Source organism: Clostridium neonatale (assembly GCF_001458595.1).
Classification (GTDB): Bacteria; Bacillota; Clostridia; order Clostridiales; family Clostridiaceae; genus Clostridium; species Clostridium neonatale.
The window spans coordinates 250,858-267,470 of the sequence record NZ_LN890326.1; the positions used below are offsets into that span (position 1 = coordinate 250,858).

Annotated in this window: 30 protein-coding genes and 1 pseudogene; all 31 read right to left on the reverse strand. The window is 31.9% G+C overall.

All coding sequences use genetic code 11. From position 1 onward, the window contains the following. Positions 1–211 precede the first annotated feature (211 nt). Positions 212–604: a 30S ribosomal protein S9 gene (rpsI, locus tag BN2920_RS03045; protein WP_058293564.1), complete on the reverse strand. Its 393-nt coding sequence runs from the start codon at positions 602–604 to the stop codon at positions 212–214. Between the two features lie 25 nt (positions 605–629). Next, positions 630–902: pseudogene (gene rplM, locus BN2920_RS03050) on the reverse strand (50S ribosomal protein L13); the annotation flags it as partial. Then, positions 896–1,279 (reverse strand): 50S ribosomal protein L13, encoded by a 384-nt coding sequence (rplM, locus tag BN2920_RS03055; RefSeq protein WP_058293565.1) that lies wholly within the window; start codon positions 1,277–1,279, stop codon positions 896–898. The pseudogene rplM (BN2920_RS03050) and the gene rplM (BN2920_RS03055), both read right to left, overlap by 7 nt. Before the next feature lie 157 nt (positions 1,280–1,436). Next, positions 1,437–2,171 carry a tRNA pseudouridine(38-40) synthase TruA gene (truA, locus tag BN2920_RS03060; RefSeq protein ID WP_058293566.1) on the reverse strand — a complete coding sequence of 245 codons (735 nt, stop codon included), beginning with the start codon at positions 2,169–2,171 and terminating at the stop codon, positions 1,437–1,439. A 134-nt stretch (positions 2,172–2,305) separates the two neighbouring features. Beyond that, complete coding sequence (locus BN2920_RS03065; RefSeq protein WP_058293567.1) at positions 2,306–3,121, reverse strand: energy-coupling factor transporter transmembrane component T family protein; 816 nt, start codon at positions 3,119–3,121, stop codon at positions 2,306–2,308. 3 nt (positions 3,122–3,124) lie between these two features. Beyond that, positions 3,125–3,997 carry an energy-coupling factor transporter ATPase gene (locus BN2920_RS03070; protein ID WP_058293568.1) on the reverse strand — a complete coding sequence of 291 codons (873 nt, stop codon included), beginning with the start codon at positions 3,995–3,997 and terminating at the stop codon, positions 3,125–3,127. Then, entirely contained in the window at positions 3,982–4,833 is an 852-nt protein-coding gene (locus BN2920_RS03075) for an energy-coupling factor transporter ATPase (protein WP_058293569.1), read from the reverse strand. The genes BN2920_RS03070 and BN2920_RS03075 overlap by 16 nt, the downstream gene beginning before the upstream one ends. 244 nt (positions 4,834–5,077) lie before the next feature. Beyond that, positions 5,078–5,419 carry a 50S ribosomal protein L17 gene (gene rplQ, locus BN2920_RS03080; protein ID WP_058293570.1) on the reverse strand — a complete coding sequence of 114 codons (342 nt, stop codon included), beginning with the start codon at positions 5,417–5,419 and terminating at the stop codon, positions 5,078–5,080. A 12-nt stretch (positions 5,420–5,431) separates the two neighbouring features. Then, positions 5,432–6,379 (reverse strand): DNA-directed RNA polymerase subunit alpha, encoded by a 948-nt coding sequence (locus BN2920_RS03085; RefSeq protein ID WP_058293571.1) that lies wholly within the window; start codon positions 6,377–6,379, stop codon positions 5,432–5,434. Positions 6,380–6,481: 102 nt separating this feature from the next. Then, the gene (gene rpsD / locus BN2920_RS03090; RefSeq protein WP_058293572.1) at positions 6,482–7,102 is read right to left on the reverse strand and encodes a 30S ribosomal protein S4; all 621 of its coding nucleotides are present in this window, start codon (positions 7,100–7,102) and stop codon (positions 6,482–6,484) included. Between the two features lie 29 nt (positions 7,103–7,131). Next, entirely contained in the window at positions 7,132–7,527 is a 396-nt protein-coding gene (gene rpsK, locus BN2920_RS03095; RefSeq protein WP_058293573.1) for a 30S ribosomal protein S11, read from the reverse strand. Between the two features lie 15 nt (positions 7,528–7,542). Next, on the reverse strand, positions 7,543–7,911 hold the full coding sequence (gene rpsM, locus BN2920_RS03100; RefSeq protein WP_058293574.1) for a 30S ribosomal protein S13: 369 nt from the start codon (positions 7,909–7,911) through the stop codon (positions 7,543–7,545). 205 nt (positions 7,912–8,116) lie between these two features. Then, positions 8,117–8,230 (reverse strand): 50S ribosomal protein L36, encoded by a 114-nt coding sequence (gene rpmJ / locus BN2920_RS03105; RefSeq protein ID WP_002509257.1) that lies wholly within the window; start codon positions 8,228–8,230, stop codon positions 8,117–8,119. Positions 8,231–8,264: 34 nt separating this feature from the next. Further along, positions 8,265–8,483 (reverse strand): translation initiation factor IF-1, encoded by a 219-nt coding sequence (gene infA, locus BN2920_RS03110; protein ID WP_002582630.1) that lies wholly within the window; start codon positions 8,481–8,483, stop codon positions 8,265–8,267. Positions 8,484–8,490: 7 nt separating this feature from the next. Further along, positions 8,491–8,772, reverse strand: a complete 282-nt coding sequence (locus BN2920_RS03115; protein WP_058293575.1) for a KOW domain-containing RNA-binding protein — start codon at positions 8,770–8,772, stop codon at positions 8,491–8,493. Between the two features lie 92 nt (positions 8,773–8,864). Continuing rightward, positions 8,865–9,611 (reverse strand): type I methionyl aminopeptidase, encoded by a 747-nt coding sequence (map, locus tag BN2920_RS03120; RefSeq protein WP_058293576.1) that lies wholly within the window; start codon positions 9,609–9,611, stop codon positions 8,865–8,867. Further along, entirely contained in the window at positions 9,611–10,261 is a 651-nt protein-coding gene (locus tag BN2920_RS03125) for an adenylate kinase (protein WP_058293577.1), read from the reverse strand. The genes map and BN2920_RS03125 overlap by 1 nt, the downstream gene beginning before the upstream one ends. A 24-nt stretch (positions 10,262–10,285) precedes the next feature. Continuing rightward, complete coding sequence (gene secY, locus BN2920_RS03130) at positions 10,286–11,572, reverse strand: preprotein translocase subunit SecY (protein ID WP_058293578.1); 1,287 nt, start codon at positions 11,570–11,572, stop codon at positions 10,286–10,288. 1 nt (position 11,573) lies between these two features. Further along, entirely contained in the window at positions 11,574–12,014 is a 441-nt protein-coding gene (rplO, locus tag BN2920_RS03135; RefSeq protein ID WP_058293579.1) for a 50S ribosomal protein L15, read from the reverse strand. Between the two features lie 23 nt (positions 12,015–12,037). Further along, positions 12,038–12,217 carry a 50S ribosomal protein L30 gene (rpmD, locus tag BN2920_RS03140; RefSeq protein WP_058293580.1) on the reverse strand — a complete coding sequence of 60 codons (180 nt, stop codon included), beginning with the start codon at positions 12,215–12,217 and terminating at the stop codon, positions 12,038–12,040. Between the two features lie 12 nt (positions 12,218–12,229). Next, positions 12,230–12,727: a 30S ribosomal protein S5 gene (gene rpsE / locus BN2920_RS03145; protein ID WP_058293581.1), complete on the reverse strand. Its 498-nt coding sequence runs from the start codon at positions 12,725–12,727 to the stop codon at positions 12,230–12,232. A gap of 18 nt (positions 12,728–12,745) precedes the next feature. Beyond that, positions 12,746–13,105, reverse strand: coding sequence for a 50S ribosomal protein L18 (gene rplR, locus BN2920_RS03150; RefSeq protein WP_058293582.1), 360 nt, complete (start codon positions 13,103–13,105; stop codon positions 12,746–12,748). A 20-nt stretch (positions 13,106–13,125) separates the two neighbouring features. Then, on the reverse strand, positions 13,126–13,668 hold the full coding sequence (gene rplF / locus BN2920_RS03155; protein WP_058293583.1) for a 50S ribosomal protein L6: 543 nt from the start codon (positions 13,666–13,668) through the stop codon (positions 13,126–13,128). A 75-nt stretch (positions 13,669–13,743) separates the two neighbouring features. Beyond that, positions 13,744–14,142, reverse strand: a complete 399-nt coding sequence (rpsH, locus tag BN2920_RS03160; protein WP_058293584.1) for a 30S ribosomal protein S8 — start codon at positions 14,140–14,142, stop codon at positions 13,744–13,746. A gap of 32 nt (positions 14,143–14,174) precedes the next feature. After that, positions 14,175–14,360, reverse strand: a complete 186-nt coding sequence (locus BN2920_RS03165) for a type Z 30S ribosomal protein S14 (RefSeq protein ID WP_009167825.1) — start codon at positions 14,358–14,360, stop codon at positions 14,175–14,177. Positions 14,361–14,376: 16 nt separating this feature from the next. Next, positions 14,377–14,916 carry a 50S ribosomal protein L5 gene (rplE, locus tag BN2920_RS03170; protein ID WP_058293585.1) on the reverse strand — a complete coding sequence of 180 codons (540 nt, stop codon included), beginning with the start codon at positions 14,914–14,916 and terminating at the stop codon, positions 14,377–14,379. A gap of 24 nt (positions 14,917–14,940) precedes the next feature. Next, on the reverse strand, positions 14,941–15,255 hold the full coding sequence (rplX, locus tag BN2920_RS03175) for a 50S ribosomal protein L24 (RefSeq protein ID WP_058293586.1): 315 nt from the start codon (positions 15,253–15,255) through the stop codon (positions 14,941–14,943). Between the two features lie 17 nt (positions 15,256–15,272). Then, a complete protein-coding gene (gene rplN / locus BN2920_RS03180) occupies positions 15,273–15,641 on the reverse strand; it encodes a 50S ribosomal protein L14 (RefSeq protein WP_058293587.1) in 369 nt (122 codons plus the stop codon). A gap of 30 nt (positions 15,642–15,671) precedes the next feature. Beyond that, positions 15,672–15,926 carry a 30S ribosomal protein S17 gene (rpsQ, locus tag BN2920_RS03185; protein ID WP_058293588.1) on the reverse strand — a complete coding sequence of 85 codons (255 nt, stop codon included), beginning with the start codon at positions 15,924–15,926 and terminating at the stop codon, positions 15,672–15,674. 24 nt (positions 15,927–15,950) lie between these two features. Continuing rightward, positions 15,951–16,163: a 50S ribosomal protein L29 gene (gene rpmC, locus BN2920_RS03190; RefSeq protein WP_058293589.1), complete on the reverse strand. Its 213-nt coding sequence runs from the start codon at positions 16,161–16,163 to the stop codon at positions 15,951–15,953. Further along, positions 16,163–16,597, reverse strand: coding sequence for a 50S ribosomal protein L16 (gene rplP / locus BN2920_RS03195; RefSeq protein ID WP_058293590.1), 435 nt, complete (start codon positions 16,595–16,597; stop codon positions 16,163–16,165). The genes rpmC and rplP overlap by 1 nt, the downstream gene beginning before the upstream one ends. Positions 16,598–16,613 lie beyond the last annotated feature (16 nt).

Sequence of the window (16,613 nt, forward strand, 5' to 3'; positions counted from 1 at the left end):
TCTTATAGTTATTTTATTATCATTCATTTAGTAACCTACCTTTTTAAATAATATAGAATATTTTACCAGAAGTTGTTCTATATTTCTATATTACTATTAATAGATCTTTTATTTATTACTTATAGATAAAAAACAACCTATTTTCATAAAATTTTATATAAGAGAAAACCCCACGAATATTGAATTCGTGGGGTTTGTATAACTCCAATAATTATCTCTTTGAGAATTGAGGAGCTCTTCTTGCCTTTTTAAGACCGTATTTCTTTCTTTCCTTCATTCTTGGATCTCTAGTTAAGAATCCAGCCTTCTTTAATTCTGACTTTAAAGCTTCATCAGATTTAACTAATGCTCTAGCTATACCGTGTCTGATAGCTCCTGCTTGACCTGTAAATCCACCACCGTGAACATTTACTAAAACGTCAAACTTTTCTTTAGCTCCAGTTAAAACTAATGGTTGGTTAACGATAACTCTTAAAGTTTCTAAACCAAAATAATTTTCGATATCTCTTTTATTTACAACTACGTTACCATTTCCTGGTACTAGTCTTACTCTTGCAACTGATTTTTTTCTTCTTCCAGTTCCCATATATTGAACTTTTGCCATTTTTCTTCCTCCTCCCGAGATCATATTAGTATCTTAATTCAAGTACTTCTGGTTTTTGAGCTGCATGTTTATGATCAGCACCTCTATATACATTTAGTTTCTTTAACATTTGTCTTACTAAAACACCTGTTGGAAGCATTCTTCTTACAGCTTCTTCGAAAGCAAATTCTGGTTTCTTATCTAATACTACTCTGTATGGAGTTTCTTTTAATCCACCTGGGTAAAGGCTATGCTTTCTCATTAATTTTTGATCTAACTTCTTACCAGTTAAAACAACCTTTTCAGCGTTAATTACGATAANTATACATTTAGTTTCTTTAACATTTGTCTTCCTAAAACACCTGTTGGAAGCATTCTTCTTACAGCTTCTTCGAAAGCAAATTCTGGTTTCTTATCTAATACTACTCTGTATGGAGTTTCTTTTAATCCACCTGGGTAAAGGCTATGCTTTCTCATTAATTTTTGATCTAACTTCTTACCAGTTAAAACAACCTTTTCAGCGTTAATTACGATAACAAAATCTCCACAGTCAACGTTAGGTGTGAATGTTGGTTTATTTTTACCTCTTAAAATTGAAGCAACTTGGCTAGCAACTCTACCTAATGGCTTACCAGCAGCATCAACAACATACCATTTTCTTTCAATTTCACTTGCTTTTGCAATGTATGATTTCATCTGTTTCCCTCCCTGAACTTACATTAATTTTTTACTTTCACTTAAAGTAAATTTTTTATGTCAAGACCCGGGGCTAGTGGATCTTAATTACATAAATATTTAACAAACAAATCTATTATAATACACGCTTACGGGCGTGTCAACAATTTTTTGGTATTTAATAAAAAACTTTTTCTAATATTAATCCATTAGCTGGAACGCACATTCCCGCACGCTTTCTATTTCCTTCTTTAATTATGCTCTCAATTTCTTCTGGTTTTATTTTGCCATTTCCTACTTTTAATAATGTTCCTACTATAATTCTAACCATATTATATAAAAATCCATTTCCAGTTATAAAAATCTGTATTTTATCTCCATCTCTTTTTAAATATAATTCGTAGATTGTTCTAATTGTGGTTTTTATTGAACTCCCTGGAGACATAAATGCTCTAAAATCATGAGTACCTACAAAATACTTACACGCTTCCTCCATCTTATTAAAATCTAATGGATATCTATAATGATATAAATATTGATGCCCTAGTGATAGCCTCTCATATCTATTTATTATAGTATATGAATAAGTCTTTCCTTTCGAAGAGTACCTTGCATGAAAATTTTCAGCCACTTCCTCTGATTTAATAATAGAAACATCTTCTGGCAATCTAACATTAATTGCTTCTCTAAATTTTTCAGATGGAATTGTGCTATTTGTAAAAAAATTGGCTACCATGGATTTGGCATGAACTCCTGAGTCAGTCCTAGAACTTCCATTTATCTCTATTTGTTCATTAGTCGCTTTAAATATAGCCTTTTCTATGGTTTCTTGAACTGTTCTTCCTTTAGGCTGTTTTTGCCATCCACAAAAATTACTACCGTCAAATTCAATTGTTAACTTAATATTTTTCATTTTAAATTCCTCTTAACTAAACAAAGGCAGTTATACTATAAATAAATATATAGTATAACAACCTCCATTGCTTATTATTATATTATCCAATTTAAAAAAATTAATACTATTTTAAATTCTATCATAATTAAGAATTATATGATTCCTGTAAATACAAATCTAACTGCTATACACCATATAATTAATACTCCAAACACACTAAAAGCTATAATATCTCTAGAAGTAAATTTCAAAACTTTCATTCTTGTTCTTCCAGCTCCACCTCTATAACCTCTTGCCTCCATAGCCATTGCTAATTCATCTGCTCTTCTAAATGAGCTGATAAATAAAGGCACTAATAATGGTATTAAATTTTTAGCTTTTTGAATTAATCCTCCACTTTCAAAGTCAGCTCCCCTAGCCTTTTGCGCTTTCATTATTTTATCCGTTTCATCCATAAGTGTTGGTATAAATCTAAGCGCTATTGTCATCATCATAGCCAACTCATGTGCCATCTCTTTTCCAATCGGCCTAAGTAGTCGCTCTATTCCATCTGTTAGCTCTATAGGAGAAGTTGTTAATGTTAATAACGATGTGCCTGTTATTAATAATATCAATCGTATGGCCATAAATCCAGCAATACTTAATCCTTCTTTATAAATATATAAAAATCCTATTTTATATATTAATGTATCAGGTGTTCCTTTAACCATAAATATATTTAAAATAGCTGTAAGCATAACCAAAAATAGTACTGGTTTTAATCCATTAAAAATGAATCTTGGTGGTATCTTGGCAATCATTATTATCATTATTAAAAACGCTACAACAACTGTATATCCAACAAATTTATTTATTAAAAAAAGACATACTATAAATAATAATGAAATTAAAATTTTTGTTCTAGGATCAAGTTTATGTATAAAGGACTCTCCTGGTAAATATTGTCCTATAGTAATATCCTTTAACATCCCCTATTCTCCCCCTCTCATATTATTATCTTTTAATATCGATAATAACTGTTTCTTAGCTTCTTCTATAGTAAATATATCATCGCTTAAATTAAATCCTCTTTTTCTTAACTCTCTAGCCAAATATGTAACCTGCGGTACTCCTAATCCTATCTTCTCTAACATATCTATTTCTTTAAAAACTTCAGAAGGCTTTCCTTGAATAGCCACTTTTCCATGATTCATAACGATAATTCTTTGAGCCATATTGGCAACATCCTCCATACTATGACTTACAATTATTATTGTCATATTTGAAGTTTTATGTAGTTCTTTAATTTGATTTAGTATATCATCTCTTCCTTTTGGATCTAATCCCGCTGTTGGTTCATCTAAAATTAAAGTTGTTGGCTTCATAGCTAGAACACCTGCTATTGCAACTCTTCTTTTCTGTCCTCCACTTAAATCAAATGGTGATTTATCTTTATATATCTCATAATCTAAACCCACCATTTTCATTGATTCCTTAACTCGTTCTTGGATTTCTTCTTCTGAAAGTCCTAAATTCCCAGGTCCATAAGCTATATCCTTTGCTATAGTCTCTTCAAACAATTGATATTCTGGATATTGAAACACTAGTCCAACTTTTTTTCTTATTTCTGAAAGCTTTATTTTCTTATCAGTTATATCAATTCCATCTACTATTATTTTTCCACTCGTTGCTTCTAAAAGGCCATTGAAATGTTGAATTAAAGTTGATTTTCCTGAACCTGTGTGACCTATCAATGCTATAAATTCTCCATCATTAATATCTAAAGAAACATTATCTAACGCAACTTTTTCAAATGGGCTTTTAGGCATATATATATGTGTTAAATTTTCTACTTTAATTGACATAATTCTTCCACCATTTCATCTACATTTAATATTTTTTCATTTATATTAATTCCAGCTTTTTTTAATTCATATGCTAATTCAGTCACCTGTGGAACATCTAATCCAATAGTCTTCATACGTTCCACTTGTGGAAATATTTCTCTTGGAGTGCCTTCCATTTTTATGCTTCCATCATCCATTACTATTATTCTATCTGCTTGAGCAGCTTCATCCATATAATGCGTAATAAGTATTATTGTCATTCCATGTTCTTTATTTAAATATTTTATATTATTCAGCACTTCTTTTCTTCCAGAAGGGTCTAACATTGCTGTAGGTTCATCAAAGATTATACATTCTGGTTCAATTGCAAGTATTCCAGCTATAGCCACTCTTTGTTTTTGACCACCAGATAATAGATGTGGTGCATGCCTTTTATATTCGCTCATACCAACTTTCTCTAAACTATCATCAACACGCTTACGTATTTCAGCAGGATCTATACCTAAATTTTCTGGGCCAAAAGCAACATCCTCTTCAACTATAGTAGCAACAAGTTGATTATCAGGATTTTGAAATACCATACCTGCCTTTGCTCTGATATCCCATAATACTTCTGGATTACTAGTATCTAAACCATCTACAATCACAGTTCCTTCTGATGGAGTTATTAAAGCATTCATATGTTTTGCTATTGTAGATTTTCCTGATCCATTATGCCCTAATATAACTAAAAATTCACCCTTTTTCACTTCTAAATTCACATTTTTTAATGCGTATTTCTCTTCATTTTTTCCTTCTGTATTATTAATATATTTAAAAGATACATTACTGCACTTAATCATTGCATCTCTCATTTTTTACCTCCAGTATGCATTATTACTACATTATACAAATGTTTAATAATATTCTTCTAGTATTGAGTATTTTTCTATACGTTTATTATATACTAATCTAATAAATATTCAATAAAATATATATTTTTTTATATATTCTCTCTAAAACATCTCTATAATATATTAATTTAATATTAATTAACTTTATTTAGATAAATTTTCTTATAAAAAAGGGATTAAGTTCAAACTTAATCCCGTACTATAATTATACTAATTCAAGTATAACTATTTCTGCTCCATCTCCTCTTCTAGGACCTTTCTTAATGATTCTAGTATATCCACCGTTTCTATCGGCATACTTTGGAGCTACATTATCAAATAAATTCTTAACAACTAATTCTTCTTGAACATAAGCTAACACTTGTCTTCTAGCATGAAGATCCCCTCTTTTTCCAAGAGTAATCATTTTTTCAGCTATAGATCTAGTTTCTTTAGCTCTAGTTTCAGTTGTTTCGATCTTACCATGCTTTAATAAACTAGTAACAAGATTTCTTAGCATAGCTTTTCTTTGGTCTGTAGGAAGACCTAATTTACGATAACCTGCCATGGATTTACCTCCTTACTCCTCACCTAACTTTAGGCATAAGCCTAATTCTTTAAGCTTTCTTTCAACTTCTTCTAAAGATTTCTTTCCTAGATTTCTTACCTTCATCATATCTTCCATTGACTTTCCGGCAAGTTCTTGTACTGTATTGATTCCTGCTCTCTTTAAACAGTTATATGATCTAACTGATAAATCAAGTTCTTCTACAGTCATTTCTAGAACTTTTTCTTTTTTATCTTCTTCTTTTTCAACCATTACTTCAATATCATTTGTATTATCTGTTAATGACATGAATAATTTGAAATGTTCAATAAGTATCTTTGCAGATAAACTGATAGCTTCATCTATTTTTATAGTACCATCAGTCCAAATCTCTAAAGTTAATTTATCATAATCAGTAATTTGACCAACTCTTGTGTTATCAACAGTAAAATTCACTCTCTTTACTGGTGTATAGATAGAATCAACTGCTATGGCTGATATTGGAAGGTCTTCGCTCTTATTTTTATTTTGAGTAACGTATCCTCTTCCTCTATCAACTGTTAATTCCATGTAAAGTCTTCCGTCAGCATCTAAAGTTGCTATATGTAGATCCTTATTAACAACTTCAACATCTCCATCAGTCTTTATATCTGCTCCAGTAACTTCTCCCGGTCCTTTGGCATCAATATAAATTACTTTTGGACCTTCACCGTTCATTCTTAAAGCTAATGATTTAATATTAAGAATTAATTCTGTAACATCTTCTTTAACTCCTTGAACTGTAGAAAACTCATGAAGCACACCATCAATTTTAACAGAAGTTGGTGCTACACCTGGAAGTGATGATAATAAAATTCTTCTTAATGCATTTCCTAGTGTAATACCATATCCTCTTTCTAGTGGTTCAACAACGTACTTACCATAAGTACCGTCTTCATTAACTTCTATACATTCTATTATTGGCTTTTCGATTTCTAACATTGATAAACCCTCCTTTTATTATAAATGGCAACCTTATTATGAGGGCAACTGATTCTATATTTGCATATATTTTGATAAATTTCTGCAACAAATATAAATATATTACTTGCTGTATAACTCAACAATAAGTGTTTCGTTAACAGGTACATCAATATCTTCTCTTGATGGCTCTGCAACTACTTTTCCTTCATAGTTATCAACATTAGCTTCTAACCATTTTGGTAAAGTCTTTGGATTTTCTGCAAAAGTTTTGAACTTTTCGCTTCCTCTGCTCTTTTCACATACAGTGATTACATCGTTAACTGAAACTTTATATGAACATATATCAACTTTCTTACCATTTACTAAGAAATGTCCATGAGTTACTAATTGTCTAGCTTCATTTCTTGATGCACCGTAACCTAATCTATAAACTACGTTATCAAGTCTTAATTCTAGTAATTTAAGTAAGTTTTCACCTGTAATACCTTTCATGTGTTCAGCTTTTTCATAATATGTTCTAAATTGGCCTTCTAATACGCCATAAATTCTTCTTGCTTTTTGCTTTTCTCTTAATTGAATTCCATAGTTAGACATTTTTTTCTTACTTGCACCATGTTGTCCTGGAGCATAGCTTCTTCTTACAAAAGCACATTTATCAGTAAAACATCTATCACCTTTAAGGAAAAGTTTCATACCTTCTCTTCTACATAATCTACATGTAGCACCAGTATATCTTGCCATTAAACTACACCTCCTATATAGATCTATAATTAGACTCTTCTTCTCTTTGGTGGTCTACAACCATTATGTGGGATTGGAGTAACATCTTTAATTAAAGTTACTTCTAGTCCAGCTGCTTGTAAAGATCTTATTGCTGCTTCTCTACCTGAACCCGGTCCTTTAACATAAACTTCTATACTCTTTAATCCATGTTCCATTGCTGCTTTAGCTGCTGTTTCTGCTGCCATTTGAGCTGCAAATGGAGTACTTTTTCTTGATCCTCTAAATCCTAGTGCTCCTGCACTTGACCATGATAACGCATTTCCTACTGCATCTGTTAAAGTAACTATTGAGTTATTGAAAGTTGACTTAATGTGTGCAGCACCATGCTCAATGTTTTTTCTTTCTTTTCTTCTTCTAGTCTTTTTAACCTTTTGAGCTGCCATTATCTTCCCTCCTAACTATTTCTTCTTATTAGCTATTGTCTTCTTAGGGCCTTTTCTAGTTCTAGCATTAGTCTTAGTTTTTTGTCCTCTAACTGGAAGACCTCTTCTATGTCTAATTCCTCTATAAGAACCAATTTCTACTAATCTCTTAATGTTTAAAGCAACATCTCTTCTTAAGTCACCTTCCACTATTAAGTTCTTATTTATATAAGTTCTAATTTCATTAACTTCTTCTTCTGATAAATCCTTAACTCTTGTATCTGGATTAACTCCTGTTGAAGCTAATATTTTTTGTGAAGTTGAAAGTCCAATTCCATAAATATAAGTTAAACCTATCTCAACTCTCTTTTCTCTTGGTAAATCAATACCTGCTATTCTTGCCATTAAAATTTACACCTCCTGATAATTGAAATGTATTAAAGTTGATTTTTTTATTTATAATAAAATTTCAGGCAATGTAATTTCATTGCAGCCGCCCTGAAATTTATTGTTTTGATTAATTAAACGACTATATAATCATATTTGACTTTTAATAAATTGTCAATATTATTATATCTATTTATTGTAAATAATATTGTCTAATAATTTATTAGCCTTGTTTTTGTTTGTGCTTAGGATTTTCACAGATTACCATTACTTTTCCTTTTCTTTTTATAACTTTGCACTTTTCACAAATAGGCTTAACTGATGGTCTTACTTTCATAGCTAACCCTCCTCATATTACTTTTGTGATATCTTTATTTAGCTCTCCATGTAATTCTACCTCTTGTTAGATCATAAGGAGAAAGTTCAACTGTAACTTTATCTCCAGGTAGAATTCTTATGAAGTTCATTCTTAATTTACCTGATATATGTGCTAAAATCTTATGCCCACTTTCAAGTTCCACTTGGAACATTGCATTTGGTAATGATTCTAGTACCGTACCTTGCATTTCTATAACGTCATCTTTTGACATAAGGTAATCAACCCTCCTTAACAATGCCTTTTAACTTTAGGAATCTTTTTATTTTTAAATCAGTACCCTTATCGCATGATTTGATTGATGAAATTATCTCATCATCAGTATCTTCTAAAATACTTAAGTGTTTTAACTTTTTCTTTTTAGGCATATTTATTGATTTTGTATTTCCATTAGCTAGCAACACATAATCTTCATTCATCTGCCTAACAATAACGTATAAGTTATTTTTATCTCTTCCTGCTTTTGAAAGTACTACTTTTCCAATCAAGTCATTGTTTTGCAAATTTTTCACCTCTATGATTACCTTAGTATAAATTAGCGATACTATTTCTAGTATAATGCAAATTTATAACTAAGCAACACTCTAATTTCTACTTAAACTAGTGTTAATATTTCTGGTCCGTCTGATAATATTGCAACTGTATTTTCATAATGTGCTGATAATGAAGAATCTCTTGTCACAACAGTCCATCCATTTCTTAAAGTTTTTACTTTATGATTCCCTATGTTAACCATAGGTTCTATAGCTAAAACCATTCCTTTAACTAAGTCCGGACCGATACCAGCCTTTCCAAAATTAGGTACATTAGGATCTTCATGAACATTAGCTCCAATCCCGTGTCCTACAAAATCTCTTACAACTGAGAAACCAGCTGCCTCAACGTAGCTTTGTATTTCGTGTGATACATCTCCTAATTTATTTCCAACCTTGGCATATTCTATACCTTTAAAGAAACTTTCTTTAGTGATATCAATTAGCTTTTGTGCATCAGAACTTATATTTCCTACTGGAAAAGTTCTTGCTGCATCTCCATGAAATCCATCAATACATGCTCCACAATCAATACTTACTATATCTCCGTCTTTTAACATGTATTCCCCTGGTATTCCATGTATTACTTGCTCATTTACTGAAATACATAGTGAAGAAGGAAAACCATATAAGCCTTTGAATGAAGGTTTTGCTCCATGCTTAGTTATAAATTCCTCTGCTATTTTATCTAATTCTGCAGTTGTTATTCCTGGTTTTATCTCATTCTCGAGCAAGAGCAATGTTTCTCCTACAATTTTACCTGCTTTTCTCATTAAGGATACTTCATTATCATTTTTTATAATAATCATTACTTCTTATTCTCCAGAATTTCACATATTCCTCTGAAGACTTCAATAATAGCCTTTGTTCCATCCACTGTAGATAATTTGTTTTTATCTGCATAATAATCTATTAATGGTTGTGTTTCTCTTCCATATACTTCAAGTCTTTCTTTTACAGTCTCTTCTGTATCATCTTTCCTTTGTATTACTTCAGTTCCACACAAATCACACTTTTTGCTATCAGCTGGTGGATTAAATTTTATATGATAACTTGCTCCACATGATGGACATACTCTTCTTCCAGTCATTCTTTCTAAAATGAATTCGTTTGGTACCTCTATTGCTAATGCAGTATCTAGTTCTTCATTTCTTTCTTTAAGAAAACTATCAAGAGCTTCAGCTTGAGCCACAGTTCTTGGAAAACCATCTAATAAATATCCTTCTTTGCAATCATCTTGGCTAAGTCTATCTTTAACCATATTTATCGTTACTTCATCTGGCACCAATTGACCTTTATCCATATAAGATTTTGCTTCAATCCCCAAAGATGTATTTTCTGAAATATTCTTTCTAAATATATCTCCTGTAGAAATATGAGGAATTGAATATTTATTACTAATAGATTTCGCCTGTGTTCCTTTTCCTGCTCCAGGAGGACCTAATAATACTATCTTCACCGGCTTCATCTCCATTTATTTAATCTATTTAAGAAATCCTTTGTAGTGTCTAACTACCATTTGTGATTCTACTTTTCTAGTAAAATCTAAAGCAACGTTAATCATAATTAACAATGATGTTCCTGAAAAAGATATATTTTTAAAAGCTGTGTTATTTTCTATTAAAATTGGAGTTACTGCTAAGATTGCTGCTAATACTCCTCCGATAACTGCTAATCTATTTAATATCTTTTCAAAATAAATTGTTGTCTCTTCACCTGGTCTTATCCCTGGAATAAAGCCAGCTGATTTATGCAAGTTTTCTGACATCTCATCTGGTTTAAATGTAATCTGCATATAAAACCAATTGAAAAATATAGTAAGTACAGCATAAATCACTATATAACTCCAACTTTTTGAGTTAAATGGACATGTGTTATTAGTTAAAATCCATTGTGCCCAACTTTTATCACCACCAAATAATGTTGCAATAGTTCTCGGAAATTCCATAACTGACATAGAGAAAATTATGCCTAAAACTGCCGAACCAATTATACTAAGTGGAATATGTGTTGATTGTGATTTAACCATCGCATTATTTCCTGAAGCAAACTTACCTGCATATTGTACTGGTATTCTTCTTTCAGATAATGAGAAGAACAATACTGCTGCTAACAGTAATAAAATAAATGCTGTAAATAATACAATTGAAACAATACTTACACTACCTGCATCCTTAAGAACAATTATAGATCCAATTATTGTTGGAATTCTTGAAATTATATTAACAAAAATTAGTATAGATGTTCCATTTCCAATTCCCTTTACTGTTACCTGATCACCTAGCCACATACAAAATGTAGAACCGACCACTAAAGTGAATACTATTACTATTTTTTGAGTTATTTCTAATCCCGCTGTTGCTCCACTATTTGCTAAAGTAGCATATATTCCATAGGCTAATACAAAAGAAATAACTAATGCTACATAACGTGTTGCATTTTGTATCTTCTTTCTCCCTGAATCACCTTCTTTAGAAAGCTGCTCAAGCTGTGGAATAGCTACAGTCAATAATTGTATTATGATAGATGAATTAATATATGGCATAACTCCAAGAGCTAATATACTTGCTCTACTAAAAGCCCCTCCAGATATTAAATCATAAAAACCTAGTAAACTCCCTGATTGAGATATATTCTTTAAATAATCAGAGTTAATTCCAGGAAGAGGAATGTGACTTCCCATCCTGAAAACTGCAACTAGTAATATTGTCCATAAGAGTTTTTTCCTTAGTTCAGGTACCTTAAATGCATTACGTAGGGTTTGAAGCATTTTACATCACCTCAACTTTTCCTCCAGCTGCTTCTATCTTTTCTATAGCAGACTTAGAGAACTTACATCCTTTAACTGTTAAGCTCTTTTCTAAATTTCCGTTTCCAAGAATCTTAACTCCATCCAATACTTTACTTATAACTCTTCTTTCAAGTAAAACTTCTGGAGTTATTTCTGTACCATTATCAAAGATGTTTAATCTATCAACATTTATGCTAACAATTTGTTTTGTAAATGGATTTGTGAAGCCTCTCTTAGGAAGTCTTCTATATAGAGGCATTTGTCCTCCTTCAAATCCAGGTCTTACTCCACCACCTGATCTAGCATTTTGGCCTTTTTCACCTTTACCAGCATTTCTACCTAATCCTGAACCAGTACCTCTACCAATTCTTTTAGGAGCCTTTTTACTGCCTGCTGCTGGTTTTAATTCGTGAAGTTTCATACTCAGTGCACCTCCTCTATATATTAAACTTCTTCTACTTTTAGTAAGTAGTCTATTTTCTTAATCATACCTTGTACTTGAGGTGTTCCCTCAACTTCTACTGTTTTTCTTATCTTTCTAAGTCCTAGAGCATTTGCAGTAGCGATATGGTCTTTTTTTCTACCTATTAAGCTCTTTACTAATGTAACTCTTAATTTAGCCATTGCAATATCCTCCTAACCTAATATTTCTTCTACAGACTTGCCTCTTAATTTAGCTATTTCTTCAGCTGTTCTTAAGTTTGCTAATCCGTTTATTGTAGCATTTACCATGTTATTTGGATTGTTTGAACCCAATGATTTAGCTCTTACATCTTTTAATCCTGCTAATTCTAATACAGCTCTTGCTGGACCCCCAGCGATAACTCCTGTACCTTCTTTAGCTGGCATAATTAGAACATCAGCTGTTCCAAATTTTCCGTGTATTTCATGAGGAATTGTGTTTCCTACTATTGCAACTTCTACTAAGTTTTTCTTAGCATCTTCTATTCCTTTTTTTATTGCTTCTGGGATTTCGATAGATTTACCCATTCCAACGCCAACGTGTCCGTTCTCATCACCAACAACAACTAATGCGCTGAATCTGAAGTTTCTACCACCCTTAACAACCTTAGTAACTCTGTTTATGAAAACAACCTTTTCTTTAAGGTCTAGTGTACTAGGATCGATTCTCATTGATTTCCCTCCTTATTATTAGAATTGTAATCCTGCTTCTCTTGCTGCTTCTGCTAATTCTTTAACTCTTCCATGGTATATGTATCCGCCTCTATCAAATACCACTTCAGTGATTCCTTTTTCAATAGCTCTTTTAGCAACTACTTCACCTACAAGTTTAGCTCCTTCTTTATTTCCGCCTTTAGCCGAAAAATCCTTATCTAAACTTGAAGCTGCTACTAATGTAACGCCATTTATATCATCTATAACTTGTGCATATATATTCTTTTCACTCTTGAAAACTGAAAGTCTTGGTCTTTCAACTGTACCAAATACTTTTTTACGAACTCTAAGGTGACGTTTTTCTCTACTTGCCTTTTTGTCTACCTTTTTGAACATATGGACTCACTCCTTCCTACTTATTTTTTACCAGTTTTACCTTCTTTACGTCTGATCACTTCATTTTCGTACTTGATACCTTTACCCTTATATGGTTCTGGTAATCTCCACTTTCTGATATCGGCTGCTGCAAAACCAACTTTTTCTTTGTCAATACCTTTAACAACAACTCTAGTAGCAGCTGGAGTTTCGAATGTGATTCCATCAATAGGTTCTATTTCAACTGGATGTGAATATCCAAGGTTCATTACAAGCTTCTTTCCTTGTAATTGAGCTCTATAACCAACACCAACTAAATCTAAAGTCTTTTGGTAACCTTCAGTAACTCCAATTACCATGTTATTAATTAATGCTCTTGTTAAACCATGAAGAGCTCTGTGTTCTTTTACATCACTATCTCTAGTAACGACTACTTCGTTATTTTCAATAGCTATGTTAATGTCTTTGTGCATATCTTTAACTAATTCACCTTTTGGTCCTTTAACTGTAACAACGTTGTCTGGTGTTACAGTTACAGTTACGCCAGCAGGAATAGCTATTGGTAATCTACCCACTCTTGACATAAGTGCACCTCCTGTATTATTTGAAAATTGTATCGTAATTCAACAATTTATACTTATTATCTATAATTTATACTATTACCAAACGTAGCAGATTACTTCTCCACCTAAACCGTTCTTTCTAGCTTCTCTATCTACCATTATTCCTTTTGAAGTTGAAACAACTGCAATACCTAATCCATTAAGAACCTTAGGAACTTCATCTTTCTTACAGTATACTCTTAATCCTGGCTTAGATATTCTCTTTATTCCAGTAATAACTCTTTCTTTGTTAGCTCCATATTTAAGAGATAATCTTAGCATTGGAACAACACCATCGTTATATTCATTAATTTCTTTAATATAACCCTCTTGTAATAATATATTTGCAATTTCCTTCTTAACCTTTGAAGAAGGTACTTCTACCACTTCATGTCTTACAGAATTAGCATTTCTCACACGAGTTAATAAATCTGCTATTGGATCTGTCATAACCATTTAATGTGCCTCCTTTCATTACATGTTTCTTCTTACCAACTTGCTTTTCTACAACCTGGAATTTCGCCCTTATAAGCAAGTTCTCTAAAACAAATACGGCATACTCCATATTTCTTTAATACAGCATGTGGTCTTCCACATATTCTACATCTAGTATAAGCTCTAGTTTTATATTTAGGAGTTTTGCTCCACTTTTCGATTATAGCCTTACGTGCCATCGTGTTACCTCCTTAATTATTGAGCAAATGGCATTCCAAGGAATCTTAATAATTCCCTAGCTTCTTCATCAGTATTTGCTGATGTTACGAAGATTATATCCATTCCTCTTACTTTATCTATTTTATCATATTCTATTTCTGGGAATATTAATTGTTCTTTAATTCCTAATGAGTAGTTTCCTCTACCATCGAACGCTTTGCTTGAAACTCCTCTAAAATCTCTAACTCTAGGTAAAGCAATAGATACTAATTTATCAGCAAATTCATACATTTTTGCTTTTCTTAAAGTAACCTTACAACCTAAAGGCATATTTTCTCTAATTTTGAAATTAGCTACTGATTTCTTAGCTCTAGTCAATATTGGTTTTTGGCCTGAGATTAATGTTAGATCATTAACAGCTGCTTCTAAAACCTTTTGGTTTTCTCTAGCTTCACCAACTCCCATGTTAATTACGATTTTTTCTAATTTTGGTACTTCCATAATATTCTTGTATCCGAACTTCTCGATCATAGCTGGAACTACTTCTTTTTCGTATCTTTCTTGAAGTCTTACCATATTTATTTACCTCCTTTCAAAATGTTAGAATGTTTCTCCACATTTTTTACAAACTCTAACTTTAGTGCCGTCATCTAATATTTTATTATTGATTCTAGTTGCGTTTTTACACTTAGTGCAATATAACATAACTTTTGAACTATTAATAGCAGCTTCTTTTTCAATAATAGCGCTTTCCATTTGAGCTTTATTAGCTTTTTGATGTTTCTTTACTATATTAACTCCTTGAACAAGAACTTTTCCTGTCTTTGGAGATACCTTTAAAACTTCTCCAGTTTTCCCTTTATCTTTACCAGATATAACTATAACTGTATCATTCTTTCTTACATGTACCTTCAATGTTTAGACACCTCCTTTTATAGAACTTCTGGTGCTAATGATAATATTTTATTGAATTCTTTATCTCTTAGCTCCCTAGCAACAGGCCCAAAGATACGAGTTCCTCTTGGTTGTTTGTCATCTTTGATTATAACCGCTGCGTTTTCATCGAATTTTATATATGAACCATCTGCTCTTCTTACGCCTCTTACAGATCTAACTATAACTGCCTTTACAACATCACCTTTTTTAACAACTCCACCTGGTGTTGCACTTTTAACGCTAGCTACTATAACGTCACCGATGTTACCAAACTTTCTCTTTGATCCGCCTAAAACTCTGATACACATAATTTCTTTTGCACCTGAATTATCTGCAACCTTTAATAAGGTTTGTTGTTGTATCATTATATTACCCTCCTTTCAGTCTTCAAGCCTCTATTTAGCTTTTTCAACTATTTCAACAAGTCTCCATCTTTTATCTTTAGATAAAGGTCTAGTTTCCATTATTAATACTCTATCATTAATTTTTGCATCATTATTTTCATCATGAACTTTAAATTTTGTTGTTCTATTAACAGTTTTTCCATACAACGGATGTCTAACCTTAGTTTCAACAGCAACTACGATAGTTTTTTCCATTTTGTCTGAAACAACTCTACCGATTCTTTTCTTTCTTAATCCTCTTTCCATTAGAGTTTAACCTCCTTCCAACTTTTATTGTTCCAATGCTCTTAATTCTTCTTCTCTTAAGATGGTTTTTATTTGGGCTATAGATTTTTTAACTTCTCTTATTCTCATTGGATTTTCTAATTGTCCTGTAGCTAGTTGGAATCTTAAGTTGAATAATTCAGCTTTAAGATCTCCTAATTTAACTGCTAAGTCTTGAGGATTGCTTGATCTTAATTCTTTTAATTCTCTAGCCTTCATTATTTTTCACCACCCATTTCCTCAAAATCTCTTTTTGTAACAAACTTTGTCTTTACAGGAAGTTTATGTGATGCAAGTCTCATAGCTTCTCTTGCAGTATCTTCTGCTACTCCTGATAATTCAAATAAAACTCTACCTGGTTTAACTACTGCTACCCAGTATTCTGGTGAACCTTTACCTGAACCCATTCTTGTTTCTGCTGGTTTTTCAGTAACTGGCTTATCTGGGAAAATCTTTATCCAAAGTTTTCCTCCTCTTTTAATATATCTATTGATAGCAATTCTGGCAGATTCAATTTGGTTACTAGTAATCCATCCACAAGTTGTTGCTTGTATACCGTAATCTCCATAAGCTAAGAAATTACCTCTAGTAGCTTTACCTTTCATTCTACCACGTTGTACCTTACGATGTTTTACTCTTTTAGGCATTAACATGACTTATTCCTCCTTT

Bases quoted from the DNA above. Each gene is read 5' to 3' on its own strand.
- rpsI (WP_058293564.1), bottom strand. From the start codon at position 604: ATGGCAAAAGTTCAATATATGGGAACTGGAAGAAGAAAAAAATCAGTT.
- truA (WP_058293566.1), bottom strand. From the start codon at position 2,171: ATGAAAAATATTAAGTTAACAATTGAATTTGACGGTAGTAATTTTTGT.
- BN2920_RS03065 (WP_058293567.1), bottom strand. From the start codon at position 3,121: ATGTTAAAGGATATTACTATAGGACAATATTTACCAGGAGAGTCCTTT.
- BN2920_RS03070 (WP_058293568.1), bottom strand. From the start codon at position 3,997: ATGTCAATTAAAGTAGAAAATTTAACACATATATATATGCCTAAAAGC.
- BN2920_RS03075 (WP_058293569.1), bottom strand. From the start codon at position 4,833: ATGAGAGATGCAATGATTAAGTGCAGTAATGTATCTTTTAAATATATT.
- rplQ (WP_058293570.1), bottom strand. From the start codon at position 5,419: ATGGCAGGTTATCGTAAATTAGGTCTTCCTACAGACCAAAGAAAAGCT.
- BN2920_RS03085 (WP_058293571.1), bottom strand. From the start codon at position 6,379: ATGTTAGAAATCGAAAAGCCAATAATAGAATGTATAGAAGTTAATGAA.
- rpsD (WP_058293572.1), bottom strand. From the start codon at position 7,102: ATGGCAAGATATACTGGTGCTACATGTAGATTATGTAGAAGAGAAGGT.
- rpsK (WP_058293573.1), bottom strand. From the start codon at position 7,527: ATGGCAGCTCAAAAGGTTAAAAAGACTAGAAGAAGAAAAGAAAGAAAA.
- rpsM (WP_058293574.1), bottom strand. From the start codon at position 7,911: ATGGCAAGAATAGCAGGTATTGATTTACCAAGAGAAAAGAGAGTTGAG.
- rpmJ (WP_002509257.1), bottom strand. From the start codon at position 8,230: ATGAAAGTAAGACCATCAGTTAAGCCTATTTGTGAAAAGTGCAAAGTT.
- infA (WP_002582630.1), bottom strand. From the start codon at position 8,483: ATGTCAAAAGATGACGTTATAGAAATGCAAGGTACGGTACTAGAATCA.
- map (WP_058293576.1), bottom strand. From the start codon at position 9,611: ATGATTATTATAAAAAATGATAATGAAGTATCCTTAATGAGAAAAGCA.
- secY (WP_058293578.1), bottom strand. From the start codon at position 11,572: ATGCTTCAAACCCTACGTAATGCATTTAAGGTACCTGAACTAAGGAAA.
- rplO (WP_058293579.1), bottom strand. From the start codon at position 12,014: ATGAAACTTCACGAATTAAAACCAGCAGCAGGCAGTAAAAAGGCTCCT.
- rpmD (WP_058293580.1), bottom strand. From the start codon at position 12,217: ATGGCTAAATTAAGAGTTACATTAGTAAAGAGCTTAATAGGTAGAAAA.
- rpsE (WP_058293581.1), bottom strand. From the start codon at position 12,727: ATGAGAATCGATCCTAGTACACTAGACCTTAAAGAAAAGGTTGTTTTC.
- rplR (WP_058293582.1), bottom strand. From the start codon at position 13,105: ATGTTCAAAAAGGTAGACAAAAAGGCAAGTAGAGAAAAACGTCACCTT.
- rplF (WP_058293583.1), bottom strand. From the start codon at position 13,668: ATGTCAAGAGTGGGTAGATTACCAATAGCTATTCCTGCTGGCGTAACT.
- rpsH (WP_058293584.1), bottom strand. From the start codon at position 14,142: ATGGTTATGACAGATCCAATAGCAGATTTATTAACTCGTGTGAGAAAT.
- BN2920_RS03165 (WP_009167825.1), bottom strand. From the start codon at position 14,360: ATGGCACGTAAGGCTATAATCGAAAAGTGGAGCAAAACTCCTAAATAT.
- rplE (WP_058293585.1), bottom strand. From the start codon at position 14,916: ATGGTAAGACTTCAAGAAAGATACGAAAAAGAAGTAGTTCCAGCTATG.
- rplN (WP_058293587.1), bottom strand. From the start codon at position 15,641: ATGATACAACAACAAACCTTATTAAAGGTTGCAGATAATTCAGGTGCA.
- rpsQ (WP_058293588.1), bottom strand. From the start codon at position 15,926: ATGGAAAGAGGATTAAGAAAGAAAAGAATCGGTAGAGTTGTTTCAGAC.
- rpmC (WP_058293589.1), bottom strand. From the start codon at position 16,163: ATGAAGGCTAGAGAATTAAAAGAATTAAGATCAAGCAATCCTCAAGAC.
- rplP (WP_058293590.1), bottom strand. From the start codon at position 16,597: ATGTTAATGCCTAAAAGAGTAAAACATCGTAAGGTACAACGTGGTAGA.